This window comes from Fretibacterium fastidiosum, from assembly GCF_964642095.1.
GTDB lineage: Bacteria > Synergistota > Synergistia > Synergistales > Aminobacteriaceae > Fretibacterium > Fretibacterium fastidiosum.
The window spans coordinates 332976-351974 of the sequence record NZ_OZ209244.1 but is presented as its reverse complement, the minus strand read 5'-3'; the positions used below and the strand labels follow the sequence as shown (position 1 = coordinate 351974).

Genomic DNA, 18999 nt, shown 5'->3' with positions numbered 1-18999 from the left:
TTCTTTCCCTTTAGACGTAAATTGGTATTAACGGTTGTTCTTGTTGGGGCTGTAGTCGATGGCGCTGCCCATCTCGGAAAGCTTCTTGGGGGAGTGGACGGCCGAGATGTAGCGCACCGTGCCGCTGATGCCCCTCATGCAGAGGGACGAGGTCTGGATGTGGCTGCCCTGGTAGTGGACCCCCTTCAGGAGGTCGCCGTCCGAGGCCCCCGTGGCTGCGAAGAAGACGTTGTCGCTCTTCACGAGGTCGTTGAGGGTGAGCACGGTGTCGCGGGTCAGGCCGCGGGCGTTCGCCTTCTCCTCGTCCTTCTTGTCGCGGAAGAAGGGGCGGCACTGCATGTTGCCCCCAAGGCACTTCACGGCACAGGCGGTGATGACGGCCTCCGGCGAACCCCCTGAGCCCAGCAGCAGGTCCGCGGTCTCGTTGCCCAGCAGGCAGGTGGTCAGGGCGCCGCTGACGTCCCCGTCCGGGATCATCCGCAACCGCGCTCCCATCGCCCGCACCTCGTCGCGGATCTTCTCGTTGCGCGGACGGTCCAGCATGACCACGGTGATGTCCTCCACCGCCTTGCCCTTGGCGCGGGCCACGGCCTTGACGTTCACGTGGACGGGAGCCTGGATGTCGATGCAGTCCGCCGCCTCCACGCCGGTCACGATCTTGTCCAGGTAGAACAGGTCCTGAGGGCTGAACATGCTGCCGCGGTCCGCGGCCGCCACGACGCTGATCGAGCCGCCGAGGCCCTGGGCCAGCAGTCGCGTCCCGTCGATGGGGTCCACCGCGATGTCCATCTCCGGCCCCTCGCCGGCCCCCACCTCCTCGCCGTTGAAGAGCATGGGCGCTTCGTCCTTCTCCCCCTCGCCGATCACGACGACCCCCTTCATGGCCACGCCCCTCAGCATGTAGCGCATGGCCTCCACGGCAGACCGATCCACATCGTTCTTGCTGCCGCGCCCAAACCAGCGGCCGCTCGCCATAACGGCGGCCTCCGTGGCACGGACCAGTTCCAGAGCCAGGTTCTTGTCATCAGCGAAAAGCGACATTCAAAACGACCTCCCCTAAAGTTTTATGAAAGACGGCACAGGAGATACGGCGAACGGGTCCGGGTACGCCTCCGGGGGCGCTCTGCCGGCGGAGGCCTGAGGACCCGCCTCTATTGTAGCAGAACTTTGGGAGCTGCCGGGCGCGTCCAAAGGCCGGACAGGGGGAAGCGCCGGGAGGCGGCGATGGCGCGGTGATCTCATACCAATTCGCGGAAGGACAAGAAAAGCCCCCCTGCAAGGGGGGGCTGCTGAGCGGTAGCGAAGCTGGGGGGTGTTGTCAAGCGTGAGAACCAACCCCTCCGGTCCTTCGGACCACCTCCCCTTTCAGGGGAGGCAATCCACATTAGACGCGATTTGGTATGAATGCGATCAATACAGCCCCGGATAGAGGGGCTTCGCCGCACAGAGCTCCGAGATCTCCGCGCGGACCTTCCCGATCTCCGCCTCGTCCGCGATGTGGGTCACGACGCGGTCGATCCAGCCCGCGATCCGGTCCATCTCCTCCGCGCCGAAGCCGCGGGTCGTCACCGCAGCCGTGCCGATGCGGACGCCGCTCGTCACGAAGGGGCTCAGCGTCTCAAAGGGGATCGTGTTCTTGTTCACGGTGATGCCGGCGCGGTCCAGCGCGATCTGGACGTCCTTGCCCGTCACGCCCTTGCTCGTCAGGTCCACCAGGATCAGGTGGTTGTCCGTTCCGCCGGACACGAGGCGGAACCCGCGCTCCATGACCTTCTCCGCCAGGCGCTTGCAGTTCGCCACGATCCGATGCTGGTAGTCCTTGAAATCCGGCTTCAGCGCTTCGGCAAAGGCCACGGCCTTCGCCGCGATGACGTGCATCAGGGGCCCGCCCTGCATCCCCGGAAAGATGGCGGAATCCACCTTTTTGGCGAAGCACTCCTTGCACAGGACCATGCCGCCACGGGGCCCCCGCAGCGTCTTGTGCGTCGTCGTCGTGACGAAGTCGCAGTAGGGCACCGGGTTGGGATGGGCCCCCGCCGCCACCAGCCCCGCGATGTGGGCGATGTCGAACATCACGAGAGCCCCCGTCTCGTCCGCGATCTCCCGAAACTTCGAGGCGTCGATGATGCGCGGGTAGGCGCTGGCCCCGCAGACGATCAGTTTGGGGTGGTGCTTCTTCGCGAGCTCCCGGACCTGGTCGAAGTCGATGGTCTCCGTGTCCTTCCGCACGCCGTAGGGGACGACGTTGTAGAGCTTGCCGGAGAAGTTGACGGGGGAGCCGTGGGTGAGGTGCCCGCCGTCCGTCAGGTTCATGGCCAGGATCGTGTCCCCCGGCTCGAGGCAGGCGAAGTAGGCGGCCATGTTGGCCTGGCTGCCGGCGTGGGGCTGAACGTTGACGTGATCGCCTCCGAAGAGCTTCTTCGCGCGATCGCGCGCCAGGTCCTCCGCCTTGTCCACGACCTCGCAGCCGCCGTAGTACCGGTGCGCCGGGTAGCCCTCGGCGTACTTGTTCGTGAGCACGGAGCCCATGGCCGCCATCACCGCGCGGGAGGTGAAGTTCTCCGATGCGATGAGCTCGATCTGATCGTTCTGGCGCCGGTACTCCTCCACGATGACGTCCGCGATCTCCGGGTCCACGTCGCGCAGGTATCGATCCGCGTCCTTGTCCATCTCTTCCGTTCCCCTTTCGTCTTCGACGGCAGAACCCGCCGTGGGCTCCACAGCGTGGGAACGCCACGGCATCCGCTGCCATGAAAAAAGCTGCTGGATACCTTCTGTTGTCAGTATACCTTAAAAGGGCGAAAATTGAGGGCTGGAGGGGTTTCGGAGGGCGGAATATATCTTTTTTCGAGGCGGTGGACTTTTCCGTTGCCAGCAAGTATAATAAATCAGTTTCGGAGGTGAGATTCGTCTGGTGACGGGCCCGGGCTTCAAACCCGGTGAGGGGCGGTTTTCGCCGTCTCTGGTGGGTTCGATCCCCACACGCCTCCGCCACTTCGTTCGGACGACGCTCGACGAAGAAAACGCCAACCCCTCATTCGTCTAATACCAATTCGCGTGTAAAAAAAGCCTCCCTGATAAGCCCCCAAGCAACCGATACGGCTCGTACCTCGCCGATCGTCTGGCCGAACCCCTCCGCCGCCCTTGGCGGCACCTCCCCTTTCAGGGGAGGCAATCCACATTAAACGCAATTCGGTATAATCTGATGAGCTGGGAAGGCCCTTGAGCTGCCACGGCGAAGGGGCGAAAAAAACCACCCTTGCCCTGCCTGGGCGATGAAATATATAATGAAGTGCATTGCTTCACCATCATAATATTTAAGGAAGGCGTTTAACGAATGAGAAAGACGATGTTCTCCCTGTCCCTGCCGCTTCTTGCCGCGGCGATATTTCTCTTGACGCAGGCGGTCCCTGCGGAGTGCCTGACGGCCGAGGACGTTAAAAGCTACGTCGATGCGGCCAAGGCCCTGAACCTGAACGGGGACAACCTGAAGATCGGATCGGAGTCGGCCGAGGAGATACTGAAGGACGACCACTTTATGGCGCTGCTCCGCGGCAGGCTCCGCATCGCCCGCCTGCTCAAGGCCGCCAGCGATGCGGAAGGGGGAGAGGGAACTTACGCCCTGCACGTAGAGGCCGGTCCCATCGTCGCCTTTCTGTGCCAGGGGGGAGCCCCAACGCTGGACAGGCTCGTCCAGGGCGCCGTGGAGCAGGTCGTCAAGCCGCTCCAGCTTGAGGCGACCCTCAAGGAGCTGCCCCGCTACTACGAGGCCATCGTGGCTACGGCGGACTGGCAGAAGAAGTTCGGCAAAATAATGGGCGAGGGGGAGTATCCTTCCATTCAGAGGGGAAAGATATTTCACATCGCGGGCTTCCCGGAGATCGGGGACAAGCCCTACTACACGGCGGCTATGGACATCGAGCTGAAGGACGATACGATGTACCTCTCCGAGTGGGATGCGTCCGCAGAGGGCTGGCTCTACTCCTTCTGGATGCGCCGCTGGCGGGAGGGGACCATGGAGACCGCCAAGATCGCCGTCGACCTGCTGAACAAGGCGCTGGGACAGTAGCGAAAAATAGCGAAAAGAGTTTGGAGCGCTGCTCCGAAAACGTCCGGAGGGCCTTGAGGCCCTCCGGTTTTGGTGTGCCGTCATACCAATTCGTGTTTAAAGAAGGGCAAGAAAGGCCCCCCTGCAAGGGGGGCTGCCCCGAAGGGGCTGGGGGGTGTTGAGCCTGAGAAACAACCCCTCCGGTTCGCTGACGCGAACCACCTCCCCTTTCAGGGGAGGCAAAAGAAGAAGCACGTCGTTAGGCCCCCGGTTTATTAGGCCCCCCTGGAAGGGGGGCTGGCGAGCCCTGCAAGGGCGAGACTGAGGGGTTGTGAGCGGTAGCGAACGGCAGCCGGAAGGCTCCCCGAAGGGGAGGGGTGTTTTTCATAAGACGCGCCTGTCTGACATTCCCCGCCAACGCCTCCACAAGGCAATCAATTGCCTTGCTTCGGCACAGCCGACCAACGCAGCGCTGCAATCGCTGACGCGATTGCATAAGCTGCGTCGTCTGGCCGAGCTGCGGAAGTCCCCCGGACTTCCTTCGCCCTCAGCCGACCGACCGGCCGCCGCAATCCTCCCGAAAGATCGGCTTGCGTGAGGCCGGTCGTCTGGCTGAGCTGCGGAAGTCCCCCGGACTCCCTTCGCCCTCAGCCGACCGACCGGCCGCCGCAATCCTCCCGAAAGATCGGCTTGCGTGAGGCCGGTCGTCTGGCTGAACCCCTCCGGTTCGCTGACGCGAACCACCTCCCCTTTCAGGGGAGGCAATCCACATTGGACGCGATTTGGTATCAGCTGTTCTTCAGGTGGTGCTGATAGGCGTCCTCCAACCTTTTGACCTCCGCAACGATCTTGCGGGCCAGCCGCCGATTGCCGGCGCTGTAGCGCAGAAGTCCGCTCTGCAGGTCCGCGGAGGCCGCACAGCAGCGGGAGAATATCTCCGTGCCCACCAGGACGTTGTACTTCGGGTCGAACATGTCCTTCGCCTGCTTAATGTGGGGATACTTCTTCGTGATGTTGCGCTTGTGGACACGCCACCGCACCTGCATCAGGCCGTAGTCCCCGCCGCGGGAAAGGGCGTCGTGCCGCGCGCTGGACTCGTTGACGATCATGGCCGCGATGACGAAGGGGTCCTGATGGAACTGCTGCCCCGCCTCGACGATGAACTCCGCGTAAAGTCGCGCCTTCTGCGGCGATAGCCTCTTGTTGTAGCGAAAGAGAAGGGCTTCGATGCTCTTCAGTTCCGCCTCGCGGTCCCGCTGGCCCGCGACGGCCTTCTTCGGGGCCTTCTCCTTGTTACGGGCCGCCGTGACGGTCACGGGCTCCCTGGGAAGGAGGTTCGCCGTGATCAACGGCTCGGACTTTCCGAACAGGCGCTCGACCTTCTCGTCGTTCGCTCCCGCCGCGCCCGGAAGGGCGAAGAACCCCACCGCCAACAGACACCAAATTGCGCCGCGCCCGCGCGCGACATTCCGAAATTTCACTGGGCGTCCCCCCTGAACAGATTTTGGGGTCCTGCCTGACTGGATGACGGACGAAAAAGAGAACGCCGTTTCCACAAACGCTCAAGCCCGCAGACCAACAGACGCCAGACAGCACATCACAGCTTCTTTACCTGAATGTAAACGCATCCTCTCTCAAAGGGCGTGGGCGATCCTCTCGCCTCTCCCGCCCCGTTTCGCCAAAGAAGTCCGAGACGCTGAAACCCCGCACAGAAAAATTTATGGTAGAGATACTAACACAGGGCTCAAAGCTAAAAATCCGAAAAAAAAGGGAAAAGGAACTGTCCTTTTCCCCTGAATCCTCCTCACGGGCGCAGGCCCCGCACGGGGCCTGCACAGCAGGGCCGAGATCGCCCCAGCTATCGTTTCTTCTTCGGAGATTCTGCCCCCTCCGAGGACTTCGCAGACGTTTCCTCGCCCTGACGGCGCTCCCCGCGCAGGCCGGCCAGCCCGACCTCGCCCGCCACCTCGCATCCCCTGCCGTAACGGACGATGGCCTCCTTCCATGCCCCGTCCTCGTTGGGCGCGTAGTCCCCGATGGCCTTGCGCATGGCGACCAGCGCCACGTACATGCTCTTCACGGCGTCCAGGTACTCCGTCCGCACGGTGCGGTAGGCCGTCTGGGCATTGATGAGGTCGATCTGGGCGCCCATGCCCTCCGCGTACATCAGCTCCGTGATGCGCAGCTCCTCCTCGGAACGGGCCATCTGGCGTTTCTTGTCCACCTCGAGCGCCTCGGCGTTCTTCCAGTTGTTCATCGCCACGGTGAGGTCCTGTCGGGTCTCCTCCTTCAGGGAGTCCAGGGCCGCCTCCGCGGACTGCACCATGCGGTCTGCGTTCAGGACGCCGTACTTCGTTCGGTGCCCGTCGAAGATCGGGACGTTCAGGGAGAGCCCCGCCTGGGCCTCATGGCTCTGGGGCGTGGCGGACACGTCGGGGTCGGCCCAGGCCGTCCACTGGAGGTTGACGTCCAGCGTCGGGGAGAGCCCGCGGGCCGTCAGCTTCTTCACCACCTTCGCCCGATCCAGCGTCAGCTGCGCCGCACGCATGTCCGGACGGTTCTTCAGCGCCTCGTCGTAGCTCAGCGTCATGTCAAAGGCCGGGACGTGCAGGGGCTCGTTCCGCGGCTCCACGTCCAGCCCTCCGGCCAGGTAGGAGAGGTTGGCCAGCAGGTTGCTGTAGGTCGTCTCCGCGCTCTTCACCAGCGTCTCCGCCTCCACCACCTGAGCGTCGCTGCGCACCACGTCCAGCTTCGGGACCAGCTGCTGGCGGTACTTTTCCAGCGTCACGCGATGGTTCTCCGCCCGCTGGCGCAGTATCTCCCGCTGAAGCCGCACGTTCTCGCGGGCCAGGACCGCCGACCACCATGTCTCTTCCGCCGTGGCCACGAGGGCGTTCACGTTCGCGTCGAACTGCGCCCGTGCGATCTCGTAGCCCAGGACGTTCTGGCGCTCTTCCAGCGAGTACTTCCCCGACAGGTCGATGCGGTGCGTCAGGGCGAGGCCCGCACTGCCCATGGTGTAGTTGTCCTCGCCGTTCATCTCGGAGAGCCAGGCCCCCTTCGCGCTGAGACCCAGGCTGGGGCGCTGCGTGCCCATGGCCGCCAGCACGGCGTAGTAGTTCGCCTCGACGGCCTTGACGCCGGACCGCAGGGCGTGGTTGTTCAGCAGGATTTCCTTCAGGTAATCCCGAAAGCTCATCTGCACCAGCGCAGCGGCCTCGCCGGCAAGGACGCCGGTCAGGCACAGAAACAACAGGAACAACTTGAGAATACGCTTCAACGCGACCACCTCGGTATCATCATTTCTAAGAACCATCGGATCGGGTTCCCTGAGAGCCCACGGACGAAACCGTCGCAGAATCCATGTTGACGCCATGTTTTATCGATATATTCTATACCCGCGCTCCAGCCGCGTCAATTTTCAAGGGGCTGGTTGTTGTCGTTGATCAGTGATAATGTCACCCTATAAGTAGTCAAAGAAAATCTCACCCTCCGACACAGCGGGCAGGTCTTTCGGTGATACTTGGGTTATGAAGCAGGAGCGAGTGGCCTTGTCACAAAAAGAGATCAAGCGCATCGAGGTCATGGAGCTGCTGCCAAGGGCGGCGGAGGGGTTCGGCCAGACGACACGACTTACGGACGCCAACAGGCGGCCGGCGTCGTGTCGGTCGGCTGAGGGCGAAGGAAGTCCGGGGTCCTAAAAACGCGCCGCTTGCTTTGCCTCCCCTGCAAGGGGAGGTGGTTCGCGCTAGCGAACCGGAGGGGTTGTCTTTCACGCCCCAAAACAACCCCCCAGCCCCTGCGGGGCTCGCCAGCCCCCCTTGCAGAGGGGCCCAAAAGCGCGCCCTGCTTGCCTTGCCTCCCCTGCGAGAAGTGTCCTGCTCCCTCATTCCTGTTCCTATTGACAGCCGCAACGGTATTTGATAGTTTTATATTGATATTCTCTTCATCATCACGTTGACGATTCAAAGCAAAAATGGGACGTCCAGTTCAGAAGTTCAGGAGGCGGAACAAATGGACGAGGCGACGTTGGAACCGACGCGGGAGAGTGTGCTGGAGGAGATCAAGAAGTGCCGCCAGAAAATCGGAACGCTGTTGATGATCTACTTTATGGTGGTTCTCCTTCAGGTAGTATCTGGGGCGGGCAACCTTCTCCTCCTCTTTCTGGGGACTGCGGGGGGCATGAGCATCCTCGGAAAAGCCCTTTTTGCAGCACTGCCGCTGCTCATGTGGTTCTACAGCCAAAGGCCTTCTTCCACCGGCGGTGTCCTGATGTTCTATGCGGTCGTTGAAGGGATACAGGCCGCTATTTTGTTGGCTGTAGTGTCTGTGGGGTCATTTTTTTTCGGGTTCGACGGCCCGTCCAGCGTTGCGATGCTGCCGTTTGTGGTGTTGCTTGTTTTTGGAGTTGTCGGTGGCCTGTTGGTGTTGTTTGTCAAACTTTTCCGGTCGGCCAGCCGGCTGGGCCAGCTGATGGCTGCTGTTGGCGGGGCAAGTGGCAATTTTCGTGCGGCCTGCCTGGACGCGGTGATGGTTGTGGTGGCCATCGTCTGCTATCTGGCGCCGGCCCTTCCGGCGTGGGACTCGGTGCAGTCTTCGAGGAACTTGAGGGAAGAGCTGAATCAGGCGCCTGAGGTCAAAATTTATCGAGTGAAGGAAGTAATCAACTGCATGGCAGGTTCTCCAGACGGGAGTCTGCTGGCATTGGGGACGGAGAAGGGGCTTTACGTGTGGGATACGGGGGGGCGGGAGTGCGTTTGGAGCGACGACTGCCTTGCGGTGCAGCGGGTGCGCTTCAGTCCTGGGGGGCGATACCTGGCCGCGGCGGGTCGTGGGCGGGTTGAGGGGACCAGCGACCTGGCGGTGTACGAGGTGGAGGGGTTCAGGCGTCTGCCTGGTTTCGACTGGCCGGAGCACGAGGAGCACAAGGAGAAGGTGTTCCACGACATGGTATTCCGCCCGGACGAGGAAACGCTGCTGGTGTTGTGGCACCGGAGCTGGATATGGAATCGGATGCCTCAGGGTTGGTACGGCGATGAGGCCGATGCGGTGAGGGAAAGGGAGAAGGATCTTGGGCATGATCTTGATACAGTGGACCTTTTTTGTACAGAAGGAAATATAAAAAAGAATGCTTTAAGTTCTTTTCGAAGGATACGTAAAGGACTCTCTGTTGATTTTGATTTATGTGTTGAAGGGAGTGCGTATTTTGCCTCAGATGCATCTTGTTTTGTATATTCAATAGAAGGGATGCAAAAGGAATTTAATCGATTTTGCCTAATGGATACAGAAAAATGGCAGGAGCAATTGTTTCATTTAAGTGGGTATCAACTAATTTTATGGGGTATTAAACCCTGGTATGAATGGAGACTCAACGCAAACGGAACGAGGGCGTATCTCCTTTGCGAAAAAGAGTTGAAAGAAGGAGGGTATGAGGGAGTCTTGCTGGAACTGGACCTGCAAACCGGTCGAACCAGGGAACTGAAGAGCCGGGGGTGGCGTCTGGCCCTGTCCGCGGATGGAGAGCAGGTCGTTATGCTTGCCGGAAACAATCAGGTTTCGGGTGTCGTGTTGATTGCCCTGAACTTTTTGAACCTGGACACTTTGGCTGAAAAGCAGCTTCTTTATAAAGTTGTACAAAGAGACCAGGGAGACTCCTGGCGCTTTATTTGGTTGAAGCCGCGGCTTTTTGCGGTTGCAATGAAGAGCGAGTATGGAGGGACATTGACATTTATCGACCTGAAGGAGGGCGAGGATAAATGACGACGTGGAGCCACGACAAGCAGCTTGAGATGCTGCAGCTCATCAAACTTTCGTACGAGATGACGAGCACCTGCCTGAAGGGTGAGGGGGGTCATGGAGGGTATGTTCCCAGCTATACTGACGATCTTGGTTTCACAGGAGCGCACTTCAAAAATCTGGATGCAATGGAAGGGCATGACGGCCACTTCCACTATACAACACGCCCCCGGAAGCTCTCCGCTTTTCTGAAATACTCCGAGGGGCCGGACTCCGCCGTACGCCGGTCGCTCGCAAACAAAAACAAGAAGGGTTGCCGCATTGGGATCGATCCGGCAACCCTTCTTTCTGTTGATCGTCGTCGAGGCTTGTTGTGCGCTTACGCCCGCCCCGCGTTTTTTAAGGATTGCAGCTCATCCAGGGGCAGTCCGGTGGCCTCCGCGATTTTAGTCAGGTCCAGTCCCATCCGAAACAGGTTTCGCGCCGTTTCTGTAGCAAGATAACCTCGTTTTGTTTTTCTTTTCGTAGACTCATTTCACTTAAAGTTATAGACAAATTTTTAGCAGAAACAGGTTTTGTGCGTTTTCTGCTGCACCTGATGGGTGCAAGGCCAGAGCCAGCTTGACCTGCACCATGACGGGCTTGAGCCCCGATAAGGCCGCCGCAGACCGTGGATTTGGGTTTTTATCTGGTCATTGACATTTTCAAGGGGCTGAGGCGACGTCCCTCTTCCCCTTTTGGTATAATCTTTCCGTTCCGCTCAATTCCATTCAGGCGGCCTGGGACGCAGTTGACCCGCAGCTCCGCCAGGGAGGAGATGATTCTGATGGAAACGACGACGGTACGCTCTACCCCCAACTCCGAGGCTTGCGCCCCTCACCCCGCCCTCGACATTCCGGACGCCATCTCAAAGGAGCTCAAGCTCACCCCGGCTCAGGTCAAGGCCGTGCTTTCCCTCTTCGACGACGGCTGCACCGTCCCCTTCATCGCGCGCTACCGCAAGGAGGCGACGGGATCGCTGGACGAGACCGTCATCACCGCAATCCGGGACCGCGCCGCGCGGATGGCGGAGCTGGACAAGCGCCGCGCCGCCATCCTGGACTCGCTGGCCGAGCGCAACCTTCTGACGGATGAGCTGAGGGCTGCCGTCGCGGCCGCCCCGACGATGACCGCCCTGGAGGACGTCTACCTGCCGTGGCGCCCCAAGCGCCGCACCCGCGCCTCCATCGCCGCCGAGAAGGGCCTGACCCCCCTGGCGGACCTCCTGATGGCGCAGGACGACGCCATGGACCCTGCCGCTGCCGCCCAGGCTTTCGTGAACGGGGACCGAGGCGTTGCCAGCGCCGAGGAGGCCCTGGCCGGCGCCATGGACATCCTGGCCGAGCGCGTCAGCGAGGACCCGGACTCCCGCCAGGAGACGCGGCGGCTCTTCGCCCGCAAGGCCGTGCTGACCAGCGCCTGCGCCAGGGGCAAGGAGGAGGAGGGCGCGAAGTACCGGGACTACTTCGAGCTTGAGGAGAGCGCCGCTTCCATGCCGTCGCACCGCGTGCTGGCCATCCTGCGGGGCGAGCGGGAGGGGTTCCTCACCACGAGCGCCGCGCCTCCGGAGGAGGAGGCGATCTCCCTGCTGAAGCGCCGCTTCGTGCACGGCGCGGGCGCGGCGTCGCGCATGGTGGCCGCCGCCGTGGAGGACGGGTACAAGCGGCTCCTGCGGAAGTCCATCGAGACGGAGCTGCGGGGGGCGATGAAGAAGCGGGCCGACGCCGACGCGATCCGCGTCTTTGCGGAGAACGTGCGGGAGGTGCTGATGTCCGCGCCCATGGGGCAGCGGGCCACGCTGGCCATCGACCCCGGCGTGCGCACCGGCTGCAAGGTCGTGTGCCTGGATGCGCAGGGGGCGCTGCTCTTTCACACCGTCGTCTTCCTCCAGCGGTCCGAGCGCGAGCGGGAGGACGCCGGCAGGGTCCTGCGGGAGCTGGTGCGGAAGTACCATCTTGAGGCCGTGGCCGTCGGCAACGGCACGGCGGGGCGCGAGACGGAGGTCTTCGTGCGGGGCCTGGACCTGCCCGACGTGGCCGTCGTCTCCGTCAACGAGAGCGGCGCCTCCATCTACTCCGCCTCCGAGGTGGCCCGGCGCGAGTTTCCGGACCAGGACGTCACCGTCCGGGGGGCCGTCTCCATCGGCCGCCGCCTCATGGACCCCATGGCCGAACTCGTCAAGATCGACCCCAAGTCCATCGGCGTGGGCCAGTATCAGCACGACGTGGACCAGAAGGAGCTGAAGCAGGCGCTGGACGACGTCGTGACCCACTGCGTGAATGCCGTGGGCGTCAACGTCAACACGGCGAGCCCGGAGCTTTTGTCCTACGTTTCGGGCCTCAACCGCCAGACGGCCTCCCAGATCGTGAAGTACCGCGAGGCCAACGGCCCCTTCGGCGACCGCGAGGCCCTCAAGAAGGTGCCTCGCTTCGGCCCCAAGGCCTTCGAGCAGTCCGCCGGCTTCCTCCGCATCCTGGGAGGTGCGAACCCGCTGGACGCCAGCGCCGTCCACCCGGAGAACTACGCCACCGTGGCCCGCATGGCCGCGGCCCTCTCCTGCACGGTGGCCGACCTCCTCTCCGACCCCGCGCTGCGCGCCCGCATCCGCCTCCCGGACTTCGTCTCTGAGACGGCGGGTCTCCCCACGCTGAAGGACATCCTGTCGGAGCTGGAGAAGCCGGGGCGCGACCCGCGGCGGAAGTTCGAGCCCTTCGCCTTCGACCCCAACGTCCGCACGATGACGGACCTGGCTCCGGGCATGATCCTGAACGGCATCGTGACCAACGTGACGGACTTCGGCGCCTTCGTGGACGTCGGCGTCCACCAGGACGGGCTGGTCCACATCAGCCGCATCGCGGACGTGTTCGTGGAGAACCCCCACGCGCACCTGAAGCCGGGGCAGCACATCCGCGTGGCCGTGCTGGAGGTGGACCTGGAGCGAAGCCGCATCGCCCTCTCGGCGCGAAAGTCCGACCTGGGCGAAAGGACCCCGGAGGGCAGGCCCCGCGGCGAGGGGGCGCACCGGGCCGGCGGGCGGCGCGAGAGGCCTGAGAAGCCGGACATGACCATGGGATCGCTCTTCAGGGAACAGCTGGCTGAGGGCGGAAAGCGGCGGCGCTGATGGAACGCTTCGACGCCATCGTGATCGGCGGCGGGCCGGCGGGTCTCATGGCGGCCCTGCGGGCGGCGGAGCTGGGGGAGCGCGTCCTCCTGACGGAGAAGAACGCCTCCCTGGGGACCAAGCTCCTGCTGGCGGGGCGGGGGCGCTGTAACTTCACGAACGCGGAGCCGGACCCGGCCGCCTTCATCGCACGCTACGGGGAGAAGGGCCGCTTCCTGTGGTCCGCCTTCAGCCGCTTCGGTCCGGCAGAGACCCTCGCCTTCTTTCAGAAGCACGGCGTCGAGACCGTGACGGAGCGGGGGGGCCGCGTCTTCCCCGCGGAGGGCGGCGGCCAGCGCGTGCTGAACGCGCTCCTGATGCTCTGCAGGAAGTTCGGAGTGCGCATCCTGAGGAGCTCCCCCGTGCGGTCCCTGAAGGTTCGGGACGGGCGCGTGGAGCGGCTCATCACGGAGGTCGAGGAGCTGGAGGCGAATCGCTTCATCGTGGCGACGGGCGGCAAGTCCTACCCCCGCACGGGCTCCACGGGGGACGGCTACCGCTTTGCGGAGCAGGCAGGGCACGCGATCGTCACGCCGATGCCGGCGTTGGTCCCCCTCAAGACCCATGAGACGTGGGTGAAGCTGGCCCACGGATGCAACCTGCGAAACGTTCGGGTGACGGCACTGGTGGACGGAAAGCGGGTGGACGAGCGCTTCGGCGAGATGGAGTTCACGAACTTCGGTGTCAGCGGGCCCGTCATCATGGACATGAGCTCCTCCGTGCCCGACTGGATGGCCCAGGGGCCCCTCTCCCTCTCTATCGACCTGAAGCCGGCCCTGACGCGCGAGAAGCTGACGGAACGGGTGCGCCGCGACCTGGAGAAGTTCAGCGCCCGCCGCTTCGCCGGTGCCCTGAAGGGGCTGGTGCCCGGCCCCCTCATCCCCATGATCCTGGAGCTGTCGGACGTGCCGGAGGACAAGCCCGCAGCCTACGTCTCGAGCGAGGAGGCGGAGGCGACGGCGGACCTGCTGAAGGACATCCGCCTGACGGTCAACGGGCTGTGGAGCTTCAACAACGCGGTGGTCACCCGGGGGGGCGTCAGCCTGAAGGAGGTGGACCCCGCCACGATGCGCTCCAAGCGGTGCGAGAACCTCTACTTCGCGGGCGAGGTGCTGGACCTCAACGGGCCATCGGGTGGCTTCAACCTCCAGATCTGCTGGAGCACGGGCTGGGTGGCGGGCGAGGGCGCGCAGCAGCCCGGCTGACCGACCGGAGGACGACGGAGATGCGATTGGATCGTTTTGTAGAGGAATGAAAGGAAGTTGGGGTCATGAACGACGTCATCGAGAGGATCAGGGAGCTCGCCGGGGAGTTCGAGCCGGAGGTTATCGCCTTGCGGCGGCACTTTCACAGCCATCCTGAGCTGTCCTGGCAGGAGGAACGGACCACGGACCGCGTTCAGGAGGAGCTTCGGAAGCTGGGTATCGAGACGGTGCATCGGGGCTACGACGGCACCTCGAGCGGCCTCATCGCGGACATCCAGGGAGGGGCGCCGGGCAAGTGCGTCGCCCTGCGCGCCGACTTGGACGCGCTGCCGGTGACGGAGGAGAACGACGTGGAGTACCGCTCCCAGAACGAGGGCGTCATGCACGCCTGCGGGCACGACGCCCACACGGCGGGTCTTTTGGGGGCGGCGAAGATCCTGATGCAGATCCGGAGCGAGCTGCGGGGCACGGTGCGCCTGCTCTTTCAGCCGGCGGAGGAGGCGGGTGACCGGTCCGGAGCCAGGGCCATGGTCGAGGAAGGGGCCCTTCACGGCGTGGACGCCGCCTTCGGCCTGCACGTGGCCTCCATCTTCCCCTCAGGCGAGCTGCTGTACCGACGCGGCCCCTGCTATGCCGCCTGCGACGTCTGGAACCTCACCATCGAGGGCAAGGGGGGACACGGTTCGGCCCCGGAGCTGGCCGTCGATCCGACGCCCGCTGCGTTCCAGATCGGCAGTGCGTTCCAGACCGTCATCTCGCGCGAGGTATCGCCCAGGGATACCGCGGTGCTGAGCGTCGGCTGTCTTGAGACCTCCTCCAGGGCCTTCAACATCATTCCGGAGCGCGTGAAGATGGTGGGGACCGTGCGCACCTTCGAGCGCAGCGTCCAGGACGCGGTCGAGTCGGGCATGAGGCGCCTGTCCTCGGACATCGCTTCGGCCTTCCGCTGCCGCGCGGAGCTGGACTATCAGAGATCCACGGCGGCGACCTTCAACGACCCCGCCATGACGGACCTGTTGATCCGGGCCGGGACGGACCTCTTCGGACCGGAGGCCATGGTGGAGGCGCCGCTCAACATGGGGTCCGAGGACTTCAGCTGCTTCGCGGAGGCCGTCCCTTCGACGTACCTGCAGCTGGGGACGGCGGCCCCGGACCGACCGGGGACCCACAGGCCCCACCACTCGGCAAAGTTCGACCTGGACGAGGCTCAGCTGAAACGCGCCGCGGCCATCCATGCCGCCTTCGCGTGGACGTATCTCAGCCGCTGATCGGAAGGCCCCCACGCGCACCCTGATACCAATTCACGTCTAATATGGATTGCCTCCCCTAAGGGGAGGTGCCGCCAGGAGCGGTGGAGGGGTTCGGCCAGACGACCGGCCTCACGCAAGCCGATCTTTCGGGAGGATTGCGGCGGCCGGTCGGTCGGCTGAGGGTGAAGGAAGTCCGGGGGACTTCCTTAGCTCAGCCAGACGACACGACTTACGGACGCCGACAGGCGGTCGGCGTCGTGTCGGTCGGCTGTCGGCGAAGGAAGGCAATTGATTGCCTTATGGAGGCGTTGGCGGGGAATGTCAGACAGGCGCGTCTTATGAAAAACGCCCCTCCCCTTCGGGGAGCCTTCCGGCAGCCGTTCGCTACCGCTCACAACCCCTCAGTCTCGCCCCAGGGCTCGCCAGCCCCCCTTCCAGGGGGGCCTAATAAACCGGGGGCCTAACGACGCGCTTCTTCTTTTGCCTCCCCTGAAAGGGGAGGTGGTTCGCGTCAGCGAACCGGAGGGGTTCGGCCAGACGACCGGCCTCACGCAAGCCGATCTTTGGGGAGGATTGCGGCGGCCGGTCGGTCGGCTGAGGGCGAAGGAAGTCCGGGGGACTTCCGCAGCTCAGCCAGACGACGCAGCTTATGCAATCGCGTCAGCGATTGCAGCGCTGCGTTGGTCGGCTGTGCCGAAGGAAGGCAATGGATTGCCTTGTGGAGGCGTTGGCGGGGAATGTCAGACAGGCGCGTCTTATGAAAAACACCCCTCCCCTTCGGGGAGCCTTCCGGCTGCCGTTCGCTACCGCTCACGGGCCGTCAGTCTCAGCCCCTTCGGGGCAGCCCCCCTTTAGAGGCAAAATGGTATAAAGAGGAAGCCCCTCTCCTGCACGTTCTTCGATCGGTGCAGCGGAAACGTCGTCCAGCCCGTAGCCCCCACCGGAAAAAAGCGAGGTCCTGCCTCGCGACAGGCAGGACCTCAAGTCAGGAATAGAGCGCGCCAAAGACGCCCTCCGGTAAGGGAGGCAGGGTTGTGTGCACGGGGAGCCGTTCGTCCGTCTCAGCGGCCCCCCGCAGCGACGGTTGCGTTACTTCTTCTGGCGATAGGCGTCGGAGATGGGGCCGGACTTGCCAAGCATCTCGCCGTAGCCGTAGAATCCGCCGTTTGCCGCGTGGGAGTGGGAGAAGAAGACGATGGAGGAATCCGGATCGGCGGTCTTGGGGTTGATCTTACCCCCCGCGTCCAAGTAGGCCTCGTCCGCCCACACCTTGCGCACGACGAGGATCATCAGGCGGCTCTTGCTGCCCTCGGCGATCGGCATGTCTTCCTCGAGCTCGCACTCCAGCGAGATGGGGAATTCCTCGATCATGGGGGCGTTCACGGCCGAACCCTTCACCGCCGTGAGCTTCGTGACCGCCAGCTTGTCCTGAAAGCCGCCGTTCTCGGACAGCAGCGGCGCATCGCCGGAGAGCGGCCGTCCGGAGTAGCGGCCCAGGAGCTCCGCCTCCGCCAGGTACTTGACGGAGGGCAGGTTGACGGTGCAGGCCTTCATCTTCTTCAGGCACTGGTACGTCCAGCTCTTCTCCGCGTCGCCCTTGATGCCGAAGCCGATGCGCATGGGGCCGCCGTCCTTTCCGGAGGCGAGGACCCCTCCCCGATGGAAGGGGGCGAAGTTGGCCTGCCCCTCCGGGGTGTAGACGCCCACCACCATCAGCGGCGCAGGCAGGAAGTGGGGCGATCCCGTGAACTTCAGGGACTCCGCGGAGGCCATACCGGCGCGCAGGCTCAGCAGGGACAGCGTGAACGCCAGCGTCAGGATGGCGCGATAGATTCTTTCCTTCATGATAACGCTCCTTTTTGTGCCTAATGCCCCGCGGGCTTGGGCTCGAGCCCATTGGGCCAGGGGAATTTCTCCGCGCTCATCCCGCTTCCAAGGGGTGCACTGAGGGCGTAGTAGCCGCTCCCCTCCGCGCTGCCCGCGAAGTAGACGGCCATGCCGGACTTCTGCGGGTCGAACTGGCTGACGGGGGCGGTCTTGTCGCCGTCCAGGGCCTCCGCCGCCACGTGGTAACTCGCGACCTCGCCCAGGAACACCCGGTGCTGCCCGTCCGGGAACTCGAGCGTCTTGACGAGTTTGCACTCCAACGTCACGGGGCACTCCGTCAGGACGGGAGCGTTCACGTCGCTGCCCTTCTCCAGCTTCAGCCCGGTGACGGAGAACTTGTCGAAGTACTCGTCCCCCGACGCTGCGGAGACCGTTCCGCAGAAGTCGCCCTGCGGCACGAGGGCCGCGTTCATCACGTTCACGGTGAAGGCGCCCGTGGCTTCGATGTTCTTTGCGGTCTGGCGCTTCGGGTTCACCGCCACGTAGAAGATCATCCTCTGCTTCGACGGCGTCTCGGCGATGCCGACGCGGTCAATGATGGCGGCGTCCGGGCGCCCCTCCGCGTCGTAGGTCCCCACGAGGCAGGCCGTCGTCGGCAGGAGCCGCGCTCCCGTCTCGACCTCCACCTTCGCCGCCTGCGCCGGGGTGCACAGAAGCGCGGCGGCAAGCACTCCCAACAAACGATATCCTTTCATAAACGTTCCTCCTTAACCAAAAACGCTCCATGAATCCACGAACTGCCGGAGAACGACCGTTCCTCGCGAACGTGCCTCCTTCAGCAAAAGACAAACCCTTCCCAGGGCCGTTCTGCCCCGCAAACTAAACGTCTGCCTGAATAAAATTAGTTATATCTAACTACATGAAAAATTTATCACCACGACGTCGTTTTGTCAATATGGTTTGGGGTGAGGTGTCGTTGATCAGTGATCATGTCACCCTATAGGTCGTCAGAGAAAATGTCATCCCACGCCGCGGCAGGCAGGTCTTTCGGTGATACCTGGGTATGAAGCGGGAGTGAGTGGCATGGACACAAAAAGAGGTCGAGCGCATCGAGGTCATGGTCTACAACCGAAGCGATAAACCACCTGCGTCGAGACGCGGCAACGATGCCGCGTCTCGACATAAGCGACCGGCGCAGCATCTGCGGCTTACAGCCGCAGATAAGCAGAGAGCCAGCGAGGAACGAGCTGTGAGAATCGCTTAGGGGCTTTATCAGAGCTGGCCGTCTGCTTATGAGCCTCTGTCGGAGGCAGATCATCAGGCTCAGGAAAAAGTACACGACCCAGGTGGAAAGGATCGTGCCCATGCGCGGCCATCGCTACGTTACGGAGATCAACGTCGTTGCGCAGACCGTGAGGTCCGGTAATCCTGCGGCGACGGAGCCCGACTGCCTCTTCTGCCGCCGGGATGCTGGCGCGGCGTGCCAACATCTCCCCATCCGACGCCATGAAGCGGACGTTCCGGCGCGGCGAGGACGCCGTGCAGGGCGAAGGGTTCGCGCCGCCGGTGAACGACGCCTCGCACCGGCTGCGACAGATTGCGCTGGGGTTTCTGGTCCTGCTGGGAGCCTTGGCCGTCCTGACCGGTGTGCCGGGTTGGGATATCCTGCCGAAGGTTTTCAAGGCAGGGATCGCGACGCTGATGTAGAACGGGGCCCTTCGGGGCCCCGCTGTT

General features: G+C 63.4%; 15 protein-coding genes and 1 tRNA gene. 10 read left to right on the top strand and 6 right to left on the bottom strand.

Annotation, left to right across the window (positions count from 1 at the left end; translation table 11 throughout):
• Positions 1 to 27: 27 nt before the first annotated feature.
• Both glpX and glyA read right to left on the bottom strand, forming a co-directional pair.
• A complete protein-coding gene (glpX, locus tag ACK28C_RS01530; RefSeq protein WP_015555875.1) occupies positions 28 to 1041 on the bottom strand; it encodes a class II fructose-bisphosphatase in 1014 nt (337 codons plus the stop codon).
• A gap of 369 nt (positions 1042 to 1410) precedes the next feature.
• Positions 1411 to 2670: a serine hydroxymethyltransferase gene (glyA, locus tag ACK28C_RS01525; RefSeq protein ID WP_015555876.1), complete on the bottom strand. Its 1260-nt coding sequence runs from the start codon at positions 2668 to 2670 to the stop codon at positions 1411 to 1413.
• A gap of 226 nt (positions 2671 to 2896) precedes the next feature.
• On the opposite strand from glyA, the gene ACK28C_RS01520 reads away from it, so the two are divergent.
• Together ACK28C_RS01520 and ACK28C_RS01515 are read left to right on the top strand one after the other, a co-directional pair.
• Positions 2897 to 2994, top strand: a tRNA-Sec gene (locus tag ACK28C_RS01520).
• 343 nt (positions 2995 to 3337) lie between these two features.
• Positions 3338 to 4069: a hypothetical protein gene (locus ACK28C_RS01515; RefSeq protein ID WP_015555877.1), complete on the top strand. Its 732-nt coding sequence runs from the start codon at positions 3338 to 3340 to the stop codon at positions 4067 to 4069.
• A 767-nt stretch (positions 4070 to 4836) separates the two neighbouring features.
• Here the strand turns inward: ACK28C_RS01515 and ACK28C_RS01510 are convergent.
• Positions 4837 to 5529: a transglycosylase SLT domain-containing protein gene (locus tag ACK28C_RS01510; protein ID WP_208872503.1), complete on the bottom strand. Its 693-nt coding sequence runs from the start codon at positions 5527 to 5529 to the stop codon at positions 4837 to 4839.
• 43 nt (positions 5530 to 5572) lie between these two features.
• Between ACK28C_RS01510 and ACK28C_RS01505 the strand changes: the two genes are divergently transcribed.
• Complete coding sequence (locus ACK28C_RS01505; protein ID WP_208872504.1) at positions 5573 to 5845, top strand: hypothetical protein; 273 nt, start codon at positions 5573 to 5575, stop codon at positions 5843 to 5845.
• 61 nt (positions 5846 to 5906) lie between these two features.
• Here the strand turns inward: ACK28C_RS01505 and ACK28C_RS01500 are convergent, their stop codons facing one another.
• Complete coding sequence (locus ACK28C_RS01500) at positions 5907 to 7310, bottom strand: TolC family protein (protein ID WP_409152358.1); 1404 nt, start codon at positions 7308 to 7310, stop codon at positions 5907 to 5909.
• 289 nt (positions 7311 to 7599) lie between these two features.
• Here ACK28C_RS01500 and ACK28C_RS01495 point away from each other — a divergent pair, with 289 nt between their 5' ends.
• The 6 genes from ACK28C_RS01495 (at position 7600) to ACK28C_RS01470 (ending at position 15456) form a co-directional block, all read left to right on the top strand.
• Positions 7600 to 7749: a hypothetical protein gene (locus ACK28C_RS01495; protein WP_409152357.1), complete on the top strand. Its 150-nt coding sequence runs from the start codon at positions 7600 to 7602 to the stop codon at positions 7747 to 7749.
• A 313-nt stretch (positions 7750 to 8062) separates the two neighbouring features.
• Positions 8063 to 9808, top strand: coding sequence for a WD40 repeat domain-containing protein (locus tag ACK28C_RS01490; RefSeq protein WP_015555878.1), 1746 nt, complete (start codon positions 8063 to 8065; stop codon positions 9806 to 9808).
• Positions 9805 to 10287, top strand: coding sequence for a hypothetical protein (locus ACK28C_RS01485; protein WP_015555879.1), 483 nt, complete (start codon positions 9805 to 9807; stop codon positions 10285 to 10287). Before ACK28C_RS01490 ends, ACK28C_RS01485 begins: the two co-directional genes overlap by 4 nt.
• Before the next feature lie 314 nt (positions 10288 to 10601).
• Positions 10602 to 12944, top strand: coding sequence for a Tex family protein (locus ACK28C_RS01480; RefSeq protein ID WP_243440542.1), 2343 nt, complete (start codon positions 10602 to 10604; stop codon positions 12942 to 12944).
• Entirely contained in the window at positions 12944 to 14188 is a 1245-nt protein-coding gene (locus ACK28C_RS01475; protein ID WP_015555880.1) for an NAD(P)/FAD-dependent oxidoreductase, read from the top strand. Before ACK28C_RS01480 ends, ACK28C_RS01475 begins: the two co-directional genes overlap by 1 nt.
• A gap of 65 nt (positions 14189 to 14253) precedes the next feature.
• Positions 14254 to 15456 (top strand): M20 family metallopeptidase, encoded by a 1203-nt coding sequence (locus tag ACK28C_RS01470; protein ID WP_015555881.1) that lies wholly within the window; start codon positions 14254 to 14256, stop codon positions 15454 to 15456.
• A 1071-nt stretch (positions 15457 to 16527) separates the two neighbouring features.
• Here ACK28C_RS01470 and ACK28C_RS01465 read toward each other — a convergent pair.
• Together ACK28C_RS01465 and ACK28C_RS01460 are read right to left on the bottom strand one after the other, a co-directional pair.
• Positions 16528 to 17283: a flavin reductase family protein gene (locus ACK28C_RS01465; protein WP_015555882.1), complete on the bottom strand. Its 756-nt coding sequence runs from the start codon at positions 17281 to 17283 to the stop codon at positions 16528 to 16530.
• 20 nt (positions 17284 to 17303) lie between these two features.
• Entirely contained in the window at positions 17304 to 18020 is a 717-nt protein-coding gene (locus ACK28C_RS01460) for a flavin reductase family protein (RefSeq protein ID WP_015555883.1), read from the bottom strand.
• 712 nt (positions 18021 to 18732) lie between these two features.
• Here ACK28C_RS01460 and ACK28C_RS01455 point away from each other — a divergent pair.
• On the top strand, positions 18733 to 18972 hold the full coding sequence (locus ACK28C_RS01455) for a hypothetical protein (protein WP_015555885.1): 240 nt from the start codon (positions 18733 to 18735) through the stop codon (positions 18970 to 18972).
• The last annotated feature ends 27 nt before the right edge of the window (positions 18973 to 18999 follow it).